Here is a 17755-nt window from a genome sequence, read left to right on the forward strand (position 1 = left end):
GATGATCGAATTTCTTGCCGAGAACCAGACTGCCCGCTTCGCGGTATTGGCGCTGCTGTTCGTCATCATCGTGTTCTCGGTCTATTCTTTCTCGCGGGCCGCTACGGCGCGGAGCGCGGTCAAGGAACGCCTCGAAGAAGCCTCGACCGCGCGTCCGACCGCCGAGCGCGGGCAGGCGTCGCTTCGCAGCGATTCTGTCCAGAGCCGCTGGACCGACTTCGTCAACACGATCGAGAAAACCGGGATCAACCTCGTCGACACGCGCAGCGACACGCTTCGCAAGAAGCTGATCGAAGCCGGGTTCACGTCGCCCGACGCGCCCAAGATCTACACCGCCGTCCGCCTCGTCGGGGTGATCCTGATGCCGATCCTGGTGATTGGCTACATGTTCCTGGTCGGCAATCCGCCGACGCTCATCGGCGGTTACTTCGCGGCAACGATCGCGATGTTGTTCGGGCTCTACATCCCGACCGTCTACGTCAGCGCCAAGGCCGACCGTCGCCGGACCGAAATTACGAACGGCTTTCCCGACGCGCTCGACCTGATGCTCGTTTGTGTCGAGGCGGGGCTCGGGATCGACACTGCCTTCAACCGCGTCGGGCAGGAAATCGCTGAATCGCATCCTTTGCTCGCGCAGCAATTCGGTACCGTCGTGCTCGAACTGCGTGCCGGTCGCAGCCGTGAAGATGCGCTGCGCCGCATGGCCGACCGTGCCGGGGTCGATGAAATCCGCGCCTTCGCCACGCTCCTGATCCAGTCGACCAAGCTGGGGTCGAGCGTGTCGCAGACGCTTCGAACTTATGCGCACGAAATGCGCGAAAAGCGCCGCTTGCGCGCCGAAGAGAAAGCGCACCGCCTGCCGGTGCTGCTCTCGGTGCCGCTGGTCGGCTGCATGCTGCCGACGATGATCGGCGTCCTCATGGTGCCCGCGGTGATCCGCATGATCCGGATCATCGGGCCGGCACTGGGAGGCTAGGAAGAAGGGGGAAGACCGATGATGGCCAAGACAGGAATGCTCGCTGCGACGACTGCGCTCGCGTTGGCCGCCTGCGCAGGACCGCAGGTCGAAGTCCGCCAGATCGCATCGCCGCTCTCGCAGGAGGACATCAGCGTGGCCGACCGGCTCGGCGAAGCGCACGCGATGATGCGCATGGGCAATGTCGGGCTCGCGATCGAATCCTACCGCAAGGCGCTGCGCAAGAGCCCGCGCTCGGCGCTCGCGCATGTCGGCATGGCGCGCGCCTACGACAGGATGGGGCGCTACGACCTCAGCCTCGACCATTACCAGGTCGCGCTCGCGCTGAGCCCCGAGGACCCGAGCATGTACGCCGCTCTGTCCGCCTCGCTTCGCGCGCAAGGCCGCCCCGTCGACGCCGCGCGCGTGATGGCCGAAGGCCGCGCACGGCAGATCCAGCAAACCGATGCTGTCGCCGAAACCCGCATACCCGCCCAGTTCCTCGGCCCGCCCAGCGCGCCCGAACTGGTCGCCGGTTCGCTTAACATCGTGCCCAAGCCGCTCTCGGCCGAAGCCGTGACGAGCGGGATTACCGTTCGCCTGCCCCAGCCACGCCGGGTCGAGGGTCCCGACGCACCCGCACTCGATAACGAGAATATCGTCGCGTCGGGCAAGTTCGATGCGCCGGTGGTCGACCTGGTCACGCTATCGCCTGAAGCCGTGCCCGAAAGCGGACTGCGTCCCGACGCGCCGCAGATCGATGCCGGTTCGGTGCAGATGGCGGGGCGCAATGTCGGCGTCGTCGAAATCCGTTCGCTCCAGCAAGGCGTGTCGATTTCCGACCTGCCGCGCAGCAAGGCTTCGAGGCCCGAACTGGTCTCCGCCCCCCTCAAGGTCGCCGAGGTCAAGCTCGAAGCGCCGACGGTGGCGACGCTGGAACGGCCTGCCGAGGAGATCGCGGTCATGCCGGCGCCCAAGCTGGCGATGCGCACCTCACCACTGCCCTTCGTCGATGCCGGCCCCGCGCCCGTGGTGCGCGACGTCCCGCTGGCGATGGCGCAAGGCGTCGAGCCGACCGCGGCCAACCCCGCGGTGCTGCTCAATGCGCCGAAAGTGGCCCGGCGCCATCCGATGCCGGTCGCAACCAAGCGCGATCGCGCGCGGCTCGAACGGATGAGCAGCGGTGAGGTGGCGCTCGTCACGACCGCGACTCCCGCCTGGGAATCGCGCCCTGCCTACCGGTCCGAAGTGGTCGACCGGACACGCACGAAGACGACGGTCCAGTTTACGCGCGCCAAGGTCGAGGCCGCGCCGGTCATGCTGATCGGTGCCGGCAACTCGATGCAACTGGCCGAACGCGCCAAGACGCGACTGGTCGCCGAAGGCGTCCGTGTTGCCGACACCGGCAAGTCGTCCACCGCGCGAGCCCGCTCGGTCCTTTTCTATCCGAAAGGGCGCGAAGAGGATGCCAAGGCGCTGGTCGCCCGCTTCGGATTCCGGATCGCGGCGCAAGCCGGGCCGGTCGAAGTGATGACCCTGCATCTCGGCAAGGACGCGCAGGCCGCGCTTCTGGGCGGCTGATGCGGCGACGCGCCCCGGCGCTTCTGTTCCTCAGTCTGGTCAGCGCGAGCCCCGCGGCTGCGCAGGATGATGCGCGTTCGGCGCAAACCCAGCTCGACGAGGCGGCCTATGCCTTGTCCGAGGGCCGAACGGTTCAGGCGCGCGCGATGTTGGCCGAGGCAGTCAGGCTGGGGGCAAGCGGGGAGCCAGTCGATCGCCTGCTCGCCGACCTGAGCTTTGCCGACGGCCGCTATACCCAGGCACTCGCGCGCGCCACGGCGCTGCTTCGCCAGCATCCCGACGATATCGTGCTGCTAGAGCGGGCCGGTCTTGCGGCGCTTTCGCTTGGCAAGGACGATCAGGCGTCGGCCTTTCTGGCGCGCGCGGCCCGGCTCGGCAGCCAGCGCTGGCGCACCTATAACGGTCTCGGCGTGTTGGCCGACCGCCGCGCAGACTGGGCTGCCGCCGATGCGGCTTACGCCCAGGCCGAGGCGCTGGTGACGCCGCAGGCGACGTTATTCAACAATCGCGGTTGGTCGATGCTGCTTCAGGGGCGATGGGAAGAGGCGCTTGGTCCGTTGACCCAGGCTTTCGCCATGGAGCCCCAAAATCCGCTTTATTCCGCCAACCTGGCGCTTGCCAGCATGGCGCTCGACAACGATCTCCCGCGCCGCGAAGACGGCGAGGGCGACGCGCAGTTCGCGGCCCGGCTGAACGATGCGGGGGTCGTCGCCGCAGCGCAGGGAATGCAGCGCAAGGCGATCGCGGCCTTTACCCGCGCGATCGAAGCCCGTAGCCAATATTACGAACGTGCCGCCACCAACCTGGCGCGGATCGAGGGGGACAAATGAATCTCATCGCGTTGGCGCCCGAATGGCTGTTCTACCTGTTTGTGGCGATCCTCGTGGCCGCCGCCGCGCAGGACATCTGGAAGATGAAAATCTCCAACTATCTCGTCCTCGCCCTGCTGATCGGCGCGATTGCCGCGGCGATCGTTGTCGGGCCGGAAATGGATCTGTGGAAGAATGTCGCAATCCTCGTCGTCGGGCTTGCGCTTGGCACCGGGCTATTCGCAGCCGGAATCATGGGCGGGGGTGATGTGAAGCTGACCGTGGCGGCCGCCGTCTGGTTCCTATGGACCGACGCGCTGATCATGTTGCTGCTGATCACCTTTGCCGGGGTCGTGGTGATCATCTTCTCGGTCACCGCGCGCTTCGTCGGGCTGGGGCAGAAGAAACGCGGACGCCTGATCAGCTACGGCATCGCCGTGGCGATGGGCGCGATCGCGATGGCGGCCTTCGAACGCGGGCTGATCGCGGCATGATCTGGGCGCTGGCAAGCGCGCTCGCGCTGCAGCCGGCGCCAGAGTTGATCAGCGCGGGCGGACGCTGGGCGGCGTTCCGCCTGCCCGACGGGCGCTGTGAGGCGAGGGGACGCGCATGGCGCCATCTTCCCGACAGCCAGCGCGAACGCCAGCCGATGATCCACTTCACCTTCGATACGGGCGGGAAGCTGCAGGCGGTATCGGTCCGCCTGCGCCGCCTGTCGCGTGAGGGAAGCAGTGTCATCCTGGGCGTCGACGGTGCGCGCTTCATGCTCGAAGGCGAAGGGCGTTTCGCGCACACGCGCGATGCGCGCCAGGGCCTCGCCATCGTCTCCGCGCTGCGTTCCGGCGAGCGGATGCGGGTGACCGGGCACAGCGTGAGCGGGCGTTTTACCGACTATTATCCGCTCGACGGCATCAATACCGCGATCGACGCCGCGGCCGCCGCCTGCGCGAATTGACTGGAATTTCCAAGGGCTTGCCCCTATGTGGCGGCCAATCATGAGCGCCGATACCAACCTGATGCCGATCCCCGGCAACGTCGATCCCGTGCCTGTCGACCGCAAGAAAGCGGACGGCAAGCCCAATCTCGTGGGCCTCACCAAGGACGAGTTGCGCGAGACGCTGATCGCTGGCGGCATGGCCGAGAAGCAGGCCAAGCTCCGCTCGAAGCAGATCTGGCACTGGATCTACAATCGCGGCGCGACCTCATTCGAGGAGATGACCGACATCGCCAAGGCGCAGCGCCCGTGGCTCGAAGAAAATTTCACGATCGAACGGCCCGAGATCGTCGAAGCGCAGGTGTCGAACGACGGGACGCGCAAGTGGCTGCTGCGCACGCATGACGGGCACGATTTCGAAATGGTGTTCATTCCCGATGCCGATCGCGGGACGCTGTGCGTGTCGAGCCAGGTCGGCTGTACGCTCAACTGCCGCTTCTGTCACACTGGGACGATGCGGCTGGTCCGCAACCTCGAACCCGACGAGATCGTCGGGCAGGTCATGCTCGCGCGCGATGCGCTCGGTGAATGGCCGAGCCGTCCCGAAGGACGCATGCTCACCAACATCGTCATGATGGGGATGGGCGAGCCGCTCTACAATTTCGACAATGTCGGAGCCGCGCTCAAGATCGTCATGGACGGCGACGGGCTGGGCCTGTCGAAACGTCGTATCACGTTGTCCACCTCGGGCGTCGTGCCGATGATGGAGAAATGCGGCGACGAGATCGGCGTGAACCTCGCCGTCTCGCTCCATGCGGTGACCAAGGAAGTGCGCGACGAGATCGTGCCGCTGAACAAGAAATACGGCATCGAGGAATTGCTCCAGGCCTGTGCCGACTATCCGGGCGCCAACAATGCCCGTCGCATCACCTTCGAATATGTGATGCTCAAGGACAAGAATGACAGCGACGAGGATGCGCGCGAACTGGTGCGGCTGCTCAAGCAGTACAAGCTGCCTGCGAAGGTGAACCTGATCCCGTTCAACCCGTGGGACGGCGCGCCCTACGAGTGCTCGACCCCCGAGCGGATCAAGTCGTTCAGCAACATCGTATTCGAGGGCGGCATCTCGGCGCCCGTGCGGACTCCGCGCGGTCGCGATATCGATGCGGCCTGTGGCCAGCTGAAGACCGCAGCGGAGAAGAAGTCGCGCGCGCAGCGGGATCGCGAAGCGGCTGGCGAAGGCTGATCGAGCGCGCTAGCGTCTCCCGGTTCGGAGGGAGACCAAAGCGATGGCGTTGCTTTCCAGGCTGATCCAGAAATTCCTGAAAGAAGGCCAGCTCACGCTGGTCCATCCCGACGGGCGTCGCGAGACGCTCGGTCCGGGCGGCGGGGAGGCGGTCACGATCCGCTTCGCCGACGACAAGGTCGTGCGCGACCTCATGCGCAATCCGCGGCTGATGCTCGGCGAGGCCTATATGGACGGGCGCATCGTCTTCGAGGACGGCAAGATGATCGATCTGCTGTCTATGGTCCAGCGTTCCAACGCGTTCGAAGACAAGGAGCCGGGAGGCGCGAGTTTCGTCGACAAGGGCAAGATTGCCGGGCTCGCCCGCTGGCTGCGGCGCAACAATCCGGTGAAATCGAAGGACAATGTCGCGCATCACTATGACTTGGGCGACGATCTCTACGACCTGTTTCTCGACCCGTGGCGCCAATATAGCTGCGCCTATTACGAGGAGCCGGGCCAGCCGCTCGAAGAAGCGCAGCTCGCCAAGCTCGCGCACATCGCCGGCAAACTGCACCTGCGCGAAGGCGACCATGTGCTTGACATTGGCTGTGGCTGGGGCGGCATGGCGCGCTACCTGCACAAGGTGGCGGGCGTGCGGGTCACTGGCATCACGCTGTCCGAGCATCAGCTGACCTATGCGCGCGCGAAGGCGGTCGAGGAGGGGGTGGCCGACAAGGTCGATTTCCAGCTGGTCGATTATCGAAAGCTCGAGGGGCAGTTTGACCGCATCGTCACGGTCGGCATGTTCGAGCATGTCGGCGCGGCGCATTATCGCGAATTTTACGACGCGTGCCGACGGCTGCTCAAGCGCGACGGGGTGATGCTCAATCACACGATCGGGCGGCTGGGCGAAGCGGGGTCCCCCGACCCGTTCACCGACAAGTGGATCTTTCCCGGCTATCACATCCCGTCCTTGTCGCAGATGTGCGAGGCGAGCGAGCAGGCGCGGCTGATGGTCAGCGATGTCGAGATATTACGGCTGCACTATGCGCACACGTTGCGCGCCTGGCTCGAACGGGTGGAGGCCAAGAAGCCGGAGATCGAGCGCCTATACGACGAGCGCTTCTACCGCATGTGGGAGTTCTACCTCGGCGGCGCGATCGTGATGTTCGAACATGGCGGAAGCTGCAACTACCAGGTGCAATATGTCCGCGACCGGCGCGCCCTGCCGATCACGCGTGACTATATGGCGGAGGCCGAGGCCCGTTACCGCGCGATCGCCGGCTGACGCCTAAACTGCGGCGCGCTGCCATAGGTCAGCGTGCGCCAGATATATTCGAGCGGGCCATAGCGATAGGTGCGCAGCCAGAAGTGGCTGAACACCGACAAGGCGACGAACACGCCGACCGCGAGCATCAGGGTCTGGATGGGCGTGATGCTCCCCGCCAACGCCAGGCCGGGGCCGAAGCCTGCCAGCACGAGCGTGAACAGGATACCGTGCGCAAGATAGTTGGTCAGCGCCATCCGACCGGTCGGTGCGAAGAGGCGGGGAAGCCAACCGAGCGACTTGCTATGATAGAGCCAGAGCAGTGCCGTCGCATAGCCCAGCGCCGCGAGGACCAGCCCGACCATATGGACGGCCTGGTTGGCGAGATCGGGCAATTCCATCATGTCGTTATTGACCGCCATGTGGACATATTCGAGCGCGAGGCCGAGCGGCAGCACGACGAGCGCGATACGACCGATCCGGGGGCGCAGTTCGGCAATCCGTTCGAGCCATCCTTGGCGGGCGATCCACGCGCCGATCAGGAAGCGGCCGAGCGCGTAGAGTATCCAGGAGATGAGCACGCCGCTCAGGAAGAAGCCTTCGTGGGTCATGAAGGCGAACTCGCGGACCCAGTCGGCATAGCTGCCGTTGATGATCGTGTCGAAGCGGGAGGCCTGTGCGTCGGGATTGTAAACGAGACCTTCCTGACGGCCGAGAATGCCCAGCTCGCGCGAGGTCGTTTTGACGACCGGGCGGGAGAACAGCATTAGCACGAGCCCGGCAATCGCCATCGCCCTTAGCGACAGTCCGCGGAGCGCGAACAGGAGGAAACCGGCGATCGCGTAGACGAACAAAATGTCCCACGGCCATAGCAGATAGAGATTGATCGCGCCGATCCCAAGCAGGATCGTCAGGCGACGTAGATAGAGGCTGTTGGCATCGCTCGTGCGGGCCTTCATCCGGCTCAACTGGACCCAGAAACCCATGCCGAACAGCACGCCGAAAAGCGTATTGGCCTTGTCCGACACGAGCCAGAGCGTGGCTTGCAGCGCGAGCACGTTGGCCGGGTCCTCGCTCCAGGCCTCGCGGTGCACTTCCATCGAGGCGAAGGGGTAGAAGGCGAAGAAGACATAGTTGGCGATGAACACGCCCAGGAGCGCGAACCCGCGCAGCGCGTCCAGTTCGCCGATGCGTTCGGACGATGTGATCGGTGCGACGTGGCCTTCGGTCATGCTGCTCCCCCCAAAGAAGAAAACGCCACACACCGCGTCGCGCAACGAAAAGGGGCGACCCGCGGCCGCCCCTTCTGTCTCACGATATGATGGTCCGCGCTAGTCCTTGCGCTCGACCACGCGTTTCATGACCAACACGTTCTCGCCTTCGTCAAGGACGCCGTCACCGTCCTTGTCCATCGCGTCGAAGCGCTCGAGCGCCTTGTCGATGGCTTCCTGGCGGCTGACGCGACCGTCGCCGTCAGCATCCTCGTCGGCGGCGGCAGCAAGCTTTTCGACGCGTTGGAGCATCACCTTCTTGCGGTCCTCGGTCGTCCATTCGCCGCCCTCGCCGAGCCGCTTGACGATGACTTCCTTCTTCACTTCGTCGCCGTCCTCGCTGACCCAGCGATTGACGACCACTTCGCGTTCGCCGTCGACCTCACCCTCAGGCGAGCGCTTGAGCATGACGCGCGGCATGGCGTGCTGGCCATGGTCCTTGTGATGCGCCTCGAACTCTTCCTTGCTGATGGCGCCATTGCCGTCCGTGTCGATCTTGGCGAACATTTCGCCCGGCTCCATCTTCATGCGATGGCGCATCTTCATATGCTTGGGCAGTTCGAGATCGCCCTCGAGCATTTCGAGGTTCGCGACCTTGAGGCCCATCGCGTGGCGTTCCTCGCCCTCGAGATAGCCGTTACCGTCCGTGTCGCGCGCGTCGAACCGCTCGGCAGCCTGGGCGGCAGTCTCGTCTCGCGTTTTGGCGATCTGCATGAATAGTACCTGCGGCCTCGCGCCCTCGACGACTTCGACCTCGACGGTCTCGACGTCCTGCGCGGCGGCAAGCATGGCGGCGGTGATGAGAAGCATGCCCATGATCGAAAATCTCCCCTTTTGGATCAGGATGGAGCGAAGGCTAGGCCGCGCTTCCTGAGTCTCAAGTGAACGAAATGTTACTCACGCATAGACCCATTTGCGCTGCAGCAGGAAGGTCAGCCACGGCGTGATGAGCACGAATGGGATGGTCGGCCACCACGTCTCGCCGTCCAGGTGATGGACCAGCCACCAGACCCAGAATTGGTTGATGAGATAGCCGATGATGTTGGTGACGAAGAAGCGGGCGGTGCGCCGCGCCGGTCGGTCGCGGCTGCCGTGCCCCTGGAAGGTGAAACGCGAGTGGGTCAGATAGGAGATGAAGGTGAAGATGACGAAGACGATAGTGAGCGAGACCATCGGCTCGACCCCGCCAAATTCGGCAAGCGCCCAGTATGCGAGGGTGAAGAGGATGGTGATGACGAGCCCTGCAAAGGCATAGCGAGCGACCTGCCCCGCGACCTTGCGCGTTTCCTCGTCCAGTGCCTCCCAGTGCGCTCGCATCTTGCCTCCTCTTGTCCAGCCGCTACAGCATGACGGCAAGGGGGAAAAGCCATGTTCGAGTGGGCTGCCAGCGAAGAAGATCGTCCGTGGAAGCGCTGGGTGCTGCTGGGCCTCGGCATCTTCATCGCCGTGACGTTGGCGACCAAGTGGTCGGGACTTGCCGATCTCACCCTGATTGACACTGACGATAATCTTCGGTTGGCGCAGGTACGCGATTGGCTTGCGGGCCAGCCGTGGAGCGATCTGAGGCAATACCGAATGGAGCCGCCTGCCGGAGCGGACATCCACTGGTCGCGTATCCCTGACCTGCCGATCGCGGGCATCATCCTGCTTCTTACGCCGCTGCTGGGTGGAGCCATGGCGGAGGTCGTCGCGGTAACGGTCGCGCCGTTCATTCCCGCAGCAATTATCCTTTTCGCGATCGCGACCGTGACGCGCCGGGTCGCCGCCAAGGGCGCCTGGCCGATCGCGCTGATCGCGGTGCTGATGGCGACCAGTGTGTCGATGAACCTCATGCCGCTCAGGATCGACCATCACGGGTGGCAGCTGGCGATGCTGTCGCTGGTCATGGTCGGCTTCACCGATCCGCGTCATGCGCGCGGCGGCGCGATCATGGGTCTGGCGATCGCCTGTTCGCTCGCCATCGGGCTCGAGATGATCATCTTCATCGCGCTGCTCGGCGCTGCGACGGTGCTCGGCTGGATTTTCTTCGCGGGCGAACGCTATCGCATGATGACGCTGGGCGCGGCGACGGCAGGGGGCAGCACGCTTTTCTATCTTCTCTTCGCCTCTGACGCGAACCGTCAATTGGTGTGCGACGCGCTATCGCCGGTGTGGCTATCCAACGCGGTGCTGGGTGGGGCGCTACTGGTCGCGATTGCGTGGAAAGCGCCGCGCGACTGGCGCTGGCGGACCGGCCTAGCACTGAGTGCAGGTCTCATCATCGCCGCGTTCCACGCATTTGCCTTCCCCCACTGTCTCTCGCGGCTCGAGGGAGTATCGGACGAGGCGGTGCGCTTATGGCTGAGCCGGGTGCACGAGGCCAAACCGATCACCGAGCAGTCGGTCCGCATCTTTGTGACTGCGTTGTTCCTGCCGGCGCTTGCGATCGTCGGCTATGCGCTGCTCGTGAAGCGCGGGGGCAAGGAGCGACAGCGCATGGCGCTCGGCCTTGGCGCGGCGATGCTGGTCGCGACCGGGTTGATGTTTTGGCAGTCGCGCCTCGGCGCAGCTGCGCAATTGCTGGCTATCCCGGGCGCTGCCGGACTTTTCGTCGTGCTCGTTCCGCGGCTTGCGGCATCCTATTCGATGCTGGTTCGGGTCCTAGGGATCAGCCTCGCCTTCATCGCAACATCGGGCGCATTGCCGATCCTGGTCGGCAATTACCTGCCGGACAAGAATCGCAAGAGCGAAGCGGAGCAGGATGAAGATGATGCCATCTCACGCGAACGCTGCGGATCGCGCGAAGACATGGCGATCCTCGCAAATCTCCCCCAAGGCCACGTCTACACCTTCCTCGACATGGCTCCTCGCGTGCTGGTGATGACGCCGCACACGACGGTCACCGGTCCTTATCATCGTAATCATGAAGCGATCGTCGACAATATTCTTACGCTTCGAGCCAAACCCGATCAGGCGCGCAGGCGGATCGAGGCGACAGGCGCGGACTATTTGCTACTGTGTCGCGGTCAACTGGACGTGATCGGGCCGGGCGTCGAGGATCAGGGATTGGCCTGGCAGCTAGGCAAGGGAGCCTCCTTCGACTGGCTCGAACCGATCGCCGTGTCCGACGACAACCCTAACCTGCTGTACCGCCTGACAACACAGGGAAGCTCTGGATAAGCCCGTCGACAACGAACTGCGCGGCCAGCGCGGCGAGGATGACACCGAGCAGTCGGGTAATCATTGCCTCGACCTTGTGGCCCAGGAATTTCATCAGCGGCCCCGCGGCGAGCAATGCGATCATCGTGATGAGGATGACCGCGGTCATCGCGCCCATGACGACCAGCCACTCGGTCGTGCCCTCGGCCTTGTGCGTCAGCAGCATGACGGCGGCGATCGTCCCGGGTCCTGCGATCATCGGGATCGCCATCGGGAAAATGCTGACATCTTCGGCCTCGGGGGTTCCCTGCAACTCCTCGGCGCGATTCTCGCGGCGCTCGGTGCGCTTTTCAAACACCATGTCGAGCGCGATCATGAACAGCATGATCCCGCCCGCGATGCGGAACGCGGCGAGTGAAATGCCCAGCGCATCGAGCATCGGCTGTCCGACCAGCGCAAAGAAGACGAGGATGAACCACGCCACCACGCAGGCGCGGATGGCCATCCGGCGACGCTGCCCGTCGGTGGCGCGGCCGGTCAACGAGGCGAAGATCGGCGCGTTGCCTGGTGGGTCGATGATGACCGCGAAGGTCACCAGCGCAGTGGTGAACAGTTCGATCACAGGCCCTCCGGATCCTTGAGGCCCTCGCGGCGGTGCGCGGCGACGAGCGTGTTGCGAAGGAGCATGGCGATGGTCATCGGACCGACACCGCCCGGCACCGGCGTGATGGCGGCGGCTTTCTCGGCAGCTTCTTCATAGGCGACGTCGCCGACCAGCTTGCCTTTCGCACCTTCCTCGGCGGGCGGAAGGCGGTTGATGCCGACGTCGATAACAGTCGCGCCGGGCTTGACCCAGTCGCCCTTCACCATCTCCGCGCGGCCCACGGCGGCGACAAGAATATCCGCGCTCTTGGCCAGTTCGGGAAGGTTTTTCGTGCGGCTGTGGGCGATGGTGACGGTGGCGTTCTCCGACAGGAGAAGCTGCGCCATCGGCTTGCCGACGATGTTGGAGCGGCCGATGACGACCGCGTGAAGGCCCGACAGGTCGCCATGCTGCTGCTTGAGCAGGTGGATGCAGCCATAAGGCGTGCAGGGCACCATCGCATCCTGCCCGACGCTGAGGCGACCGGCGTTGATGACATGGAATCCGTCGACATCCTTGGACGGATCGATTTCGCCGATCACCTCGTCCTCGTCGAGATGACCCGGCAGCGGCAGCTGGACGAGAATGCCATCGACCGCGGGGTCGCCATTCAATTGGTCGATCAGCGCGAGCAGTTCGGCCTGGCTCGTGTCGTCGGGCAGGCGGTGCGTGAAGCTTTCCATGCCTGCCGCCACGGTCGCCTTGCCCTTGGAGCCGACATAGACCTGGCTGGCGGGGTCTTCGCCGACGAGCACGACGGCGAGACCGGGGGTGCGCCCCGTCTTCTCCTTGAAGGCGGCGACGCCCTCGGCCACCCGCTCGCGGACGCGAAGGGCTTCGGCCTTGCCGTCGATGCGGGCGCTCATCGGATCAGAGTCGCGCCGGTTTCGGCGAGGATCCCGGGCAGGATCGCGCGCTGCATGATGATGATGGCGAACAGCATGACCATCGGTGACAGGTCGATCATGCCGAAGTCGGGCATGATCTTGCGGATCGGCCGGTAGATGGGCGCCGTGATGCGTTCGAGCACTTCGGAAATGGTGCGCACGACATTGCTGGTCGGATTGATCACGCCGAAGACGAGCAACCAGGACAGGATGACCTGCCCGATGATCACCCAGAAGAGGACGTCGAGCGCGATATAGAGGATTTGGACGATGGCTAGGATCATGCACGCTGTCCTAGCCGTGTGGGACGCCTCGCACAATGACTCTCGTCAGGGGGCGAAGCGGTTTGGCTGCGCTTCGGCCAGGATCACCGCGAAGTCGTCGGCGTCGTCGGTCCATTCGTGGGTAGGAGTCCAACCGCCGGCGAGGAGCAGGGCGCGGGCGGCGCGCTTGCCATATTTGTGGCTATTCTCGGTGTGGATCGTCTCGCCCTTGGCAAAGGAGAAGGGCTGCCCCTCGATCTCGAACGAGACGTCGCGGTTGGCGACGAGGTGCATCTCGATCCGCCCGAGCATCTCGTTCCAGCGCGCTTCATGATCGAATGCGTCCTCGGGGATGGTGCCGTTCAGCTCACGATTGATGCGCGTCAGGAGGTTCTTGTTGAACGCCGCGGTGACGCCTTCGGGGTCGTCATAGGCGCGCTTCAACCGGTCGATTTCCTTCACCCGGTCCATGCCGATCAGCAGCTTGGCCCCATCGCCAAGGATGTCGCGGAAATGGCGCAGCATGTCGGTCGCGCTGCGCGGGACGAAATTACCGATGGTCGAGCCGGGGAAGAAACCGATCCGCTCGAACCCGTCAATTTCGGACGGGAGGTCGAATGGCTTCGTGAAGTCGGCTTCGACCGGGTCGACCGCGAGCCCGGGATGGTCGGCCTTCAGCTTGTCCGCGCTGTCGCGCAAATAGTCGCCCGAAATGTCGATCGGGACATAGTGGGCCGGCTCGATCGCGTCGATGATCAGCGGGGTCTTGGTCGCGCTGCCTGCGCCGAACTCGACCAGCGCGGCGCCTCGCCCGGTCGCTTCGGCGATGGCGGACGCATTTTCGCCCATGATCCGCATCTCGGTCTCGGTCGGATAATAGGCGTCGAGCCGGGTGATGTCGTCGAACAGCTCGCTGCCGCGCCGGTCATAGAACCAACGGGCGGGCACGGCGGGGATCGGGGCGGCGAGCCCGTTGAGCACGTCGTCCCGGAATGCAGGATCGACCTCAGGCGTTTCGGGCAAGTCGTACTCCGGTGAATTGCCAGCGTTGCTGGGGGTAGAAGAAGTTGCGGTAAGTGGCGCGGCTATGGCCCCGCGGGGTGGCGCAGGAGGCGCCTTTGAGGACGAACTGCCCGCACATGAATTTGCCGTTATATTCGCCCACCGTGCCCGCCTCCGGCTCGAAACCGGGATAGGGAAGATAGGCTGACTGGGTCCACTGCCAGCAGTCGCCATACGGGGAATCGTCGCCATGCGGCATGACCGCGCCGGCCTCGTCGAGCTGGTTGCCGCGCGACGGATCGCGGTCGGCATAGGCGGCTTCCCACTCGGCTTCGGTGGGGAGGCGGGCGTCGGCCCAGCGGGCGAAGGCATCGGCCTCGAAATAGGACAGGTGGGTGACGGGCCGCCCCGGCTCGAGCGGACGTTCGCCGGCGAGCGTGAAGCGGGTCCACTCGCCATCGTCCGAACGACGCCAGTAGCGCGGCGCCTCGATGCCGTTTTCCTTGACCCACGCCCAGCCGTCGGAGAGCCAGAGCGATGGGGTGGAGTAGCCGCCATCGATCATGAACTCAGCCCACTCGGCCTGCGTGATGAGGCGATCGGCGAGCTGGTAGGGCGCGAGCAGGGCGCGGTGGCGCGGGCGTTCGCAATCGAAGCTGAACCCGTCGCCGGCATGGCCGATCTCCACCTCGCCGCCGTCATGGCGGTGCCAGCGCATGTCGGGCGCAGCGTCGGTTACCTGTGGCGGGCCTTCGGTGTAGGCGGGGAGGAGGGGATTTTCCGACAAGGTCCAGAGGATGTCGGTAAGGAACAGTTCCTGGTGTTGCTGTTCGTGTTGGATTCCCAGTTCGACGAAGGCGCGGACTTTGGGCGAGAGGTCGGGGAGGGCCGAGAGCAGCGCGTCATCGACGGCCGCGCGATAGGCGAGGATGTCGTCGAGATGGGGGCGGCTGACGAGGCCGCGATTGGGGCGTGCATGACGCTCGCCTTCGCCCTCATAATAGCTGTTGAAGAGAAACGGATATTCCTCATCGAATAGCGCATATCCATGCACGTGGTCACGCAGGATGAAGGTTTCGAAGAACCAGGTCGTATGCGCGGCGTGCCATTTGGACGGGCTGGCGTCGGGATGCGGCTGGAGCGTGGCGTCGGCGTCGGACAGGGGCGCGAGCAGGTCGCACGTCAGGCGCCGCGTCCGGCGGTACCGGTCGGCAAGGCTTGCCTTTGAAGGTTCGTCGGCTCTGGCCACTACGCGCTCCACTCTAACAGGGTGTTAGCGGACAGACGACCCGTAACGTTCCCAGCAAGTTTCAGCGATTGTCGCCCGGGACCCAGAGAATATCGCCGCCCTCGCCCGCTGCGATGGCGCGCGCGGTTACGAAGAGATGGTCGGACAGGCGGTTGAGATAGGCGATGGCGTGCGGGTTGACCGTCTCCTCCGCCATTAGCGCGACGAGGGCGCGCTCGGCCCGGCGCACAACCGCGCGGGCATAATAGAGATGCGCGACTCCGGCGCTGCCGCCGGGAAGGATGAAGCTGGTGAGGGGTTCGAGATCGGCATTCGCCGCGTCGATCTCGGTCTCGAGCCGGGTGACCTGCTCCTCGACGATGCGCAGCGCGGTCGCGTCAAATTCGCCGCCCATCGGGGTCGCGATGTCGGCGCCAAGGTCGAACAGGTCGTTCTGGATGCGCCGCAGCGCGTCATTGCCGCCAAGCGCGGAAATGGCGACGCCGATCGCGCTATTGGCCTCGTCGACCTCGCCGATGGCATGCATACGCGCCGACGCCTTCGACACGCGCGAGCCGTCGACCAGCCCGGCGCTCCCCTTGTCGCCGGTGCGGGTGTAGATCTTGTTGAGCTTGACCAATTACTTGCCCGCGAGCGCGAGGATCAGCGCGACCAGCAGGATGGCGATGCCCTGGTAGAGCACGCGCTTCTGCATATAGTTCTGCTGTACCTCGCCGGTAACGTCCTTGCCCGAGGCCATGGCCATGATCCCGCGCACGAGCACATAGGCAGTGGCGCCCATGGCGAGGATCAGCGCAATGATGAGAAGTGTATTCATGCCTCCCATGTAGGCTCATGGAAGGCAAAGCCCAAGGGGAGACTTTGGGCGGTAAGACTTTCGACGAGGGCGGGGCCGTCCACTCCGTCGGCGCGCATCGCCTCCAGCGTCGGGGCCTTGTCGCGCTTGGCGAGCCGTTTGCCATCCTCGTGGGTGACCAGCTTGTGATGGAAATAGGTCGGTTCGGGCAGGCACAGCAACTGTTGCAGGACGCGCTGGATCGGGGTCGAGGGGCGAAGGTCCGCGCCGCGCACGACCATGTCGACCCCCTGATCGGCATCGTCGAGCACACAGGCGAGATGGTAGCTGGAGGGCGCATCCTTGCGGCTGAGGATGGCGTCGCCGACATGGTCGCGAGTCGACCGGAAGCGGATGCCGTCGCGCTCGGTCCATCCCGGCAGGCCGCCGATTTCCTCCAGCGCCCTGCCGACATCGAGCCGCCAGCTATGCGGCTCGGCCTCCAGCCGGGCTGGGTCGGGCGCGAGGCGGCGGCAAGTGCCCGGATAATGATGGCCGGGGTCGCCGTGGGGCGCGTTGAGCATCGCCTCGGCGATGTCGGCGCGAGTGCAGAAGCAGGGATAGACGAGGCCGCGGTCCTTGAGCTCTTCAAGTGCCGCCGCGTAGCGGTCGAGCCGCTCGCTCTCGACCATGACCTCGCCATCGGGCGAAAGCCCGAGCCAGTCGAGATCCTCCATGATGCCGTCGACATATTCGGGGCGACTGCGCGCGGGATCGAGATCGTCGATGCGCAGGCGGAAGGTGCCGTCCCCGGCGTCGGCTGCCATCGCGGCAGAAAAAGCGTGGCCCAGGTGCAGCCGTCCGGACGGCGAAGGCGCAAATCTCGTGACCGGCATGACTCACCGACTGTTGCAAATATGACTCTTGACCCGCCGAGTCATGCCATGGTGTCATGCTCTAGTCACGACGGGTTGGCATCCGTCGGTGCAACAGACGGAAAGACGGGCCTTGGCCGACGGTCTCCCGCTTGAGTGCGACGAGCCTTGGGGGACGGGTCCCGGTCCGGTGGATCGACCGCGACGGAGGCTTGTTGACTGTGTATCACCATCCCGATCTTCTACGGCACCCCGAAAGCTGCCCGGCGCTCGTGCTGAACGCCGATTATACCCCGTTGAGCTACTACCCGTTGTCGCTGTGGCCGTGGCAGACGGCGATCAAGGCGATGTTCCTCGAGCGCGTCGACATCGTCGCGCATTACGACCGCGAGGTGCATAGCCCGTCGCTCAACCTCAAGCTGCCGAGCGTGATCGCGCTCAGGCAATATGTGAAGCCCAACGAATATCCGGCCTTCACGCGATTCAACCTGTTCCTGCGCGACCGCTTCGAATGCGTCTATTGCGGAAGCCACAGGGAGCTGACTTTCGATCATGTCATTCCGCGCCGCCAGGGCGGGCGGACAAGCTGGGAAAATGTCGCCGCCGCCTGCGCGCCGTGCAACCTCAAGAAGGGTGGGCGCACGCCCGAAGAGGCGCACATGCCGCTGCGCACCGGCCAGCCGATCAAGCCGACCAGCTGGCAGTTGCAGGAGCATGGGCGCAGTTTCCCGCCCAACCACCTGCACGATACGTGGCACGATTTTCTCTATTGGGATGTCGAATTGGAGGCGGGTTCCTAACTCACCGGAAGGTTGGGTCCTACCCACCGGGAGGTAGGGTCCTAACGCCTCGTTAACCATTTTGATTCAATGGTGGTC

The 17755-nt window shown here is 64.7% G+C and carries 20 protein-coding genes; 9 read left to right on the forward strand and 11 right to left on the reverse strand.

The features are described 5' to 3' along the window. The first annotated feature begins 1 nt into the window (after position 1). Genes KTQ36_RS01985 through KTQ36_RS02015 form a run of 7 tightly spaced genes read left to right on the forward strand, consistent with a single transcriptional unit; the run spans position 2 to position 6795 of the window. The gene (locus KTQ36_RS01985; protein WP_218632094.1) at positions 2 to 976 is read left to right on the forward strand and encodes a type II secretion system F family protein; all 975 of its coding nucleotides are present in this window, start codon (positions 2 to 4) and stop codon (positions 974 to 976) included. 18 nt (positions 977 to 994) lie between these two features. After that, a complete protein-coding gene (locus KTQ36_RS01990) occupies positions 995 to 2536 on the forward strand; it encodes a CHAT domain-containing protein (protein WP_218632095.1) in 1542 nt (513 codons plus the stop codon). Then, a complete protein-coding gene (locus KTQ36_RS01995; protein WP_218632096.1) occupies positions 2536 to 3366 on the forward strand; it encodes a tetratricopeptide repeat protein in 831 nt (276 codons plus the stop codon). The genes KTQ36_RS01990 and KTQ36_RS01995 overlap by 1 nt, the downstream gene beginning before the upstream one ends. Next, positions 3363 to 3839: a prepilin peptidase gene (locus KTQ36_RS02000; protein WP_218632097.1), complete on the forward strand. Its 477-nt coding sequence runs from the start codon at positions 3363 to 3365 to the stop codon at positions 3837 to 3839. Before KTQ36_RS01995 ends, KTQ36_RS02000 begins: the two co-directional genes overlap by 4 nt. Continuing rightward, positions 3836 to 4300 carry a hypothetical protein gene (locus KTQ36_RS02005; protein ID WP_218632098.1) on the forward strand — a complete coding sequence of 155 codons (465 nt, stop codon included), beginning with the start codon at positions 3836 to 3838 and terminating at the stop codon, positions 4298 to 4300. Before KTQ36_RS02000 ends, KTQ36_RS02005 begins: the two co-directional genes overlap by 4 nt. Positions 4301 to 4340: 40 nt before the next feature. Next, on the forward strand, positions 4341 to 5525 hold the full coding sequence (gene rlmN / locus KTQ36_RS02010; protein ID WP_255554022.1) for a dual-specificity RNA methyltransferase RlmN: 1185 nt from the start codon (positions 4341 to 4343) through the stop codon (positions 5523 to 5525). A 43-nt stretch (positions 5526 to 5568) separates the two neighbouring features. Then, on the forward strand, positions 5569 to 6795 hold the full coding sequence (locus tag KTQ36_RS02015; RefSeq protein ID WP_218632099.1) for an SAM-dependent methyltransferase: 1227 nt from the start codon (positions 5569 to 5571) through the stop codon (positions 6793 to 6795). On the opposite strand, the gene KTQ36_RS02020 is transcribed toward KTQ36_RS02015, so the two are convergent. The 3 genes from KTQ36_RS02020 to KTQ36_RS02030 all read right to left on the reverse strand — a co-directional run bounded on the left by KTQ36_RS02020 (position 6774) and on the right by KTQ36_RS02030 (position 9362). Further along, positions 6774 to 8006 carry a DUF418 domain-containing protein gene (locus KTQ36_RS02020; RefSeq protein ID WP_218632100.1) on the reverse strand — a complete coding sequence of 411 codons (1233 nt, stop codon included), beginning with the start codon at positions 8004 to 8006 and terminating at the stop codon, positions 6774 to 6776. The two genes, KTQ36_RS02015 and KTQ36_RS02020, sit on opposite strands and share 22 nt — an antisense overlap. A gap of 99 nt (positions 8007 to 8105) precedes the next feature. Beyond that, complete coding sequence (locus KTQ36_RS02025; RefSeq protein ID WP_218632101.1) at positions 8106 to 8861, reverse strand: EF-hand domain-containing protein; 756 nt, start codon at positions 8859 to 8861, stop codon at positions 8106 to 8108. Between the two features lie 81 nt (positions 8862 to 8942). Beyond that, a complete protein-coding gene (locus tag KTQ36_RS02030) occupies positions 8943 to 9362 on the reverse strand; it encodes a GtrA family protein (RefSeq protein WP_218632102.1) in 420 nt (139 codons plus the stop codon). 51 nt (positions 9363 to 9413) lie between these two features. On the opposite strand from KTQ36_RS02030, the gene KTQ36_RS02035 reads away from it, so the two are divergent. Continuing rightward, entirely contained in the window at positions 9414 to 11204 is a 1791-nt protein-coding gene (locus KTQ36_RS02035; RefSeq protein WP_218632103.1) for an AcrB/AcrD/AcrF family protein, read from the forward strand. Here KTQ36_RS02035 and KTQ36_RS02040 read toward each other — a convergent pair. The 8 genes from KTQ36_RS02040 to gluQRS form a co-directional block, all read right to left on the reverse strand. Continuing rightward, positions 11161 to 11805, reverse strand: coding sequence for a MarC family protein (locus KTQ36_RS02040; RefSeq protein ID WP_218632104.1), 645 nt, complete (start codon positions 11803 to 11805; stop codon positions 11161 to 11163). The genes KTQ36_RS02035 and KTQ36_RS02040 overlap by 44 nt on opposite strands. After that, a complete protein-coding gene (gene folD / locus KTQ36_RS02045) occupies positions 11802 to 12692 on the reverse strand; it encodes a bifunctional methylenetetrahydrofolate dehydrogenase/methenyltetrahydrofolate cyclohydrolase FolD (RefSeq protein WP_218632105.1) in 891 nt (296 codons plus the stop codon). The genes KTQ36_RS02040 and folD overlap by 4 nt, the downstream gene beginning before the upstream one ends. Beyond that, a complete protein-coding gene (locus KTQ36_RS02050; protein ID WP_218632106.1) occupies positions 12689 to 12997 on the reverse strand; it encodes a YggT family protein in 309 nt (102 codons plus the stop codon). The genes folD and KTQ36_RS02050 overlap by 4 nt, the downstream gene beginning before the upstream one ends. A 45-nt stretch (positions 12998 to 13042) precedes the next feature. After that, the gene (gene egtD / locus KTQ36_RS02055) at positions 13043 to 13999 is read right to left on the reverse strand and encodes an L-histidine N(alpha)-methyltransferase (RefSeq protein WP_218632107.1); all 957 of its coding nucleotides are present in this window, start codon (positions 13997 to 13999) and stop codon (positions 13043 to 13045) included. Beyond that, positions 13983 to 15227, reverse strand: coding sequence for an ergothioneine biosynthesis protein EgtB (gene egtB, locus KTQ36_RS02060; RefSeq protein WP_218632108.1), 1245 nt, complete (start codon positions 15225 to 15227; stop codon positions 13983 to 13985). The genes egtD and egtB overlap by 17 nt, the downstream gene beginning before the upstream one ends. A 61-nt stretch (positions 15228 to 15288) precedes the next feature. Then, entirely contained in the window at positions 15289 to 15846 is a 558-nt protein-coding gene (locus KTQ36_RS02065; protein ID WP_218632109.1) for a cob(I)yrinic acid a,c-diamide adenosyltransferase, read from the reverse strand. After that, positions 15847 to 16044 (reverse strand): HIG1 domain-containing protein, encoded by a 198-nt coding sequence (locus KTQ36_RS02070; protein WP_218632110.1) that lies wholly within the window; start codon positions 16042 to 16044, stop codon positions 15847 to 15849. Then, on the reverse strand, positions 16041 to 16898 hold the full coding sequence (gluQRS, locus tag KTQ36_RS02075) for a tRNA glutamyl-Q(34) synthetase GluQRS (RefSeq protein WP_218632111.1): 858 nt from the start codon (positions 16896 to 16898) through the stop codon (positions 16041 to 16043). The genes KTQ36_RS02070 and gluQRS overlap by 4 nt, the downstream gene beginning before the upstream one ends. Positions 16899 to 17098: 200 nt before the next feature. On the opposite strand from gluQRS, the gene KTQ36_RS02080 reads away from it, so the two are divergent. Next, positions 17099 to 17677, forward strand: coding sequence for an HNH endonuclease (locus KTQ36_RS02080; protein WP_218633781.1), 579 nt, complete (start codon positions 17099 to 17101; stop codon positions 17675 to 17677). Positions 17678 to 17755: the final 78 nt, after the last annotated feature.

Origin of the sequence: Sphingomicrobium clamense (genome assembly GCF_019264355.1) — a bacterium.
Classification (GTDB): domain Bacteria; phylum Pseudomonadota; class Alphaproteobacteria; order Sphingomonadales; family Sphingomonadaceae; genus Sphingomicrobium; species Sphingomicrobium clamense.

Excerpts from the sequence above, each read along its gene's own strand:
- KTQ36_RS02070 (WP_218632110.1), bottom strand. The coding sequence starts at position 16,044 with ATGAATACACTTCTCATCATTGCGCTGATCCTCGCCATGGGCGCCACT.
- rlmN (WP_255554022.1), top strand. The coding sequence starts at position 4,341 with ATGAGCGCCGATACCAACCTGATGCCGATCCCCGGCAACGTCGATCCC.
- KTQ36_RS02050 (WP_218632106.1), bottom strand. The coding sequence starts at position 12,997 with ATGATCCTAGCCATCGTCCAAATCCTCTATATCGCGCTCGACGTCCTC.
- KTQ36_RS02030 (WP_218632102.1), bottom strand. The coding sequence starts at position 9,362 with ATGCGAGCGCACTGGGAGGCACTGGACGAGGAAACGCGCAAGGTCGCG.
- gluQRS (WP_218632111.1), bottom strand. The coding sequence starts at position 16,898 with ATGCCGGTCACGAGATTTGCGCCTTCGCCGTCCGGACGGCTGCACCTG.
- KTQ36_RS02005 (WP_218632098.1), top strand. The coding sequence starts at position 3,836 with ATGATCTGGGCGCTGGCAAGCGCGCTCGCGCTGCAGCCGGCGCCAGAG.
- KTQ36_RS01995 (WP_218632096.1), top strand. The coding sequence starts at position 2,536 with ATGCGGCGACGCGCCCCGGCGCTTCTGTTCCTCAGTCTGGTCAGCGCG.
- KTQ36_RS02000 (WP_218632097.1), top strand. The coding sequence starts at position 3,363 with ATGAATCTCATCGCGTTGGCGCCCGAATGGCTGTTCTACCTGTTTGTG.
- KTQ36_RS01985 (WP_218632094.1), top strand. The coding sequence starts at position 2 with ATGATCGAATTTCTTGCCGAGAACCAGACTGCCCGCTTCGCGGTATTG.
- KTQ36_RS02025 (WP_218632101.1), bottom strand. The coding sequence starts at position 8,861 with ATGGGCATGCTTCTCATCACCGCCGCCATGCTTGCCGCCGCGCAGGAC.
- KTQ36_RS02015 (WP_218632099.1), top strand. The coding sequence starts at position 5,569 with ATGGCGTTGCTTTCCAGGCTGATCCAGAAATTCCTGAAAGAAGGCCAG.
- KTQ36_RS02035 (WP_218632103.1), top strand. The coding sequence starts at position 9,414 with ATGTTCGAGTGGGCTGCCAGCGAAGAAGATCGTCCGTGGAAGCGCTGG.
- folD (WP_218632105.1), bottom strand. The coding sequence starts at position 12,692 with ATGAGCGCCCGCATCGACGGCAAGGCCGAAGCCCTTCGCGTCCGCGAG.
- KTQ36_RS01990 (WP_218632095.1), top strand. The coding sequence starts at position 995 with ATGATGGCCAAGACAGGAATGCTCGCTGCGACGACTGCGCTCGCGTTG.
- KTQ36_RS02020 (WP_218632100.1), bottom strand. The coding sequence starts at position 8,006 with ATGACCGAAGGCCACGTCGCACCGATCACATCGTCCGAACGCATCGGC.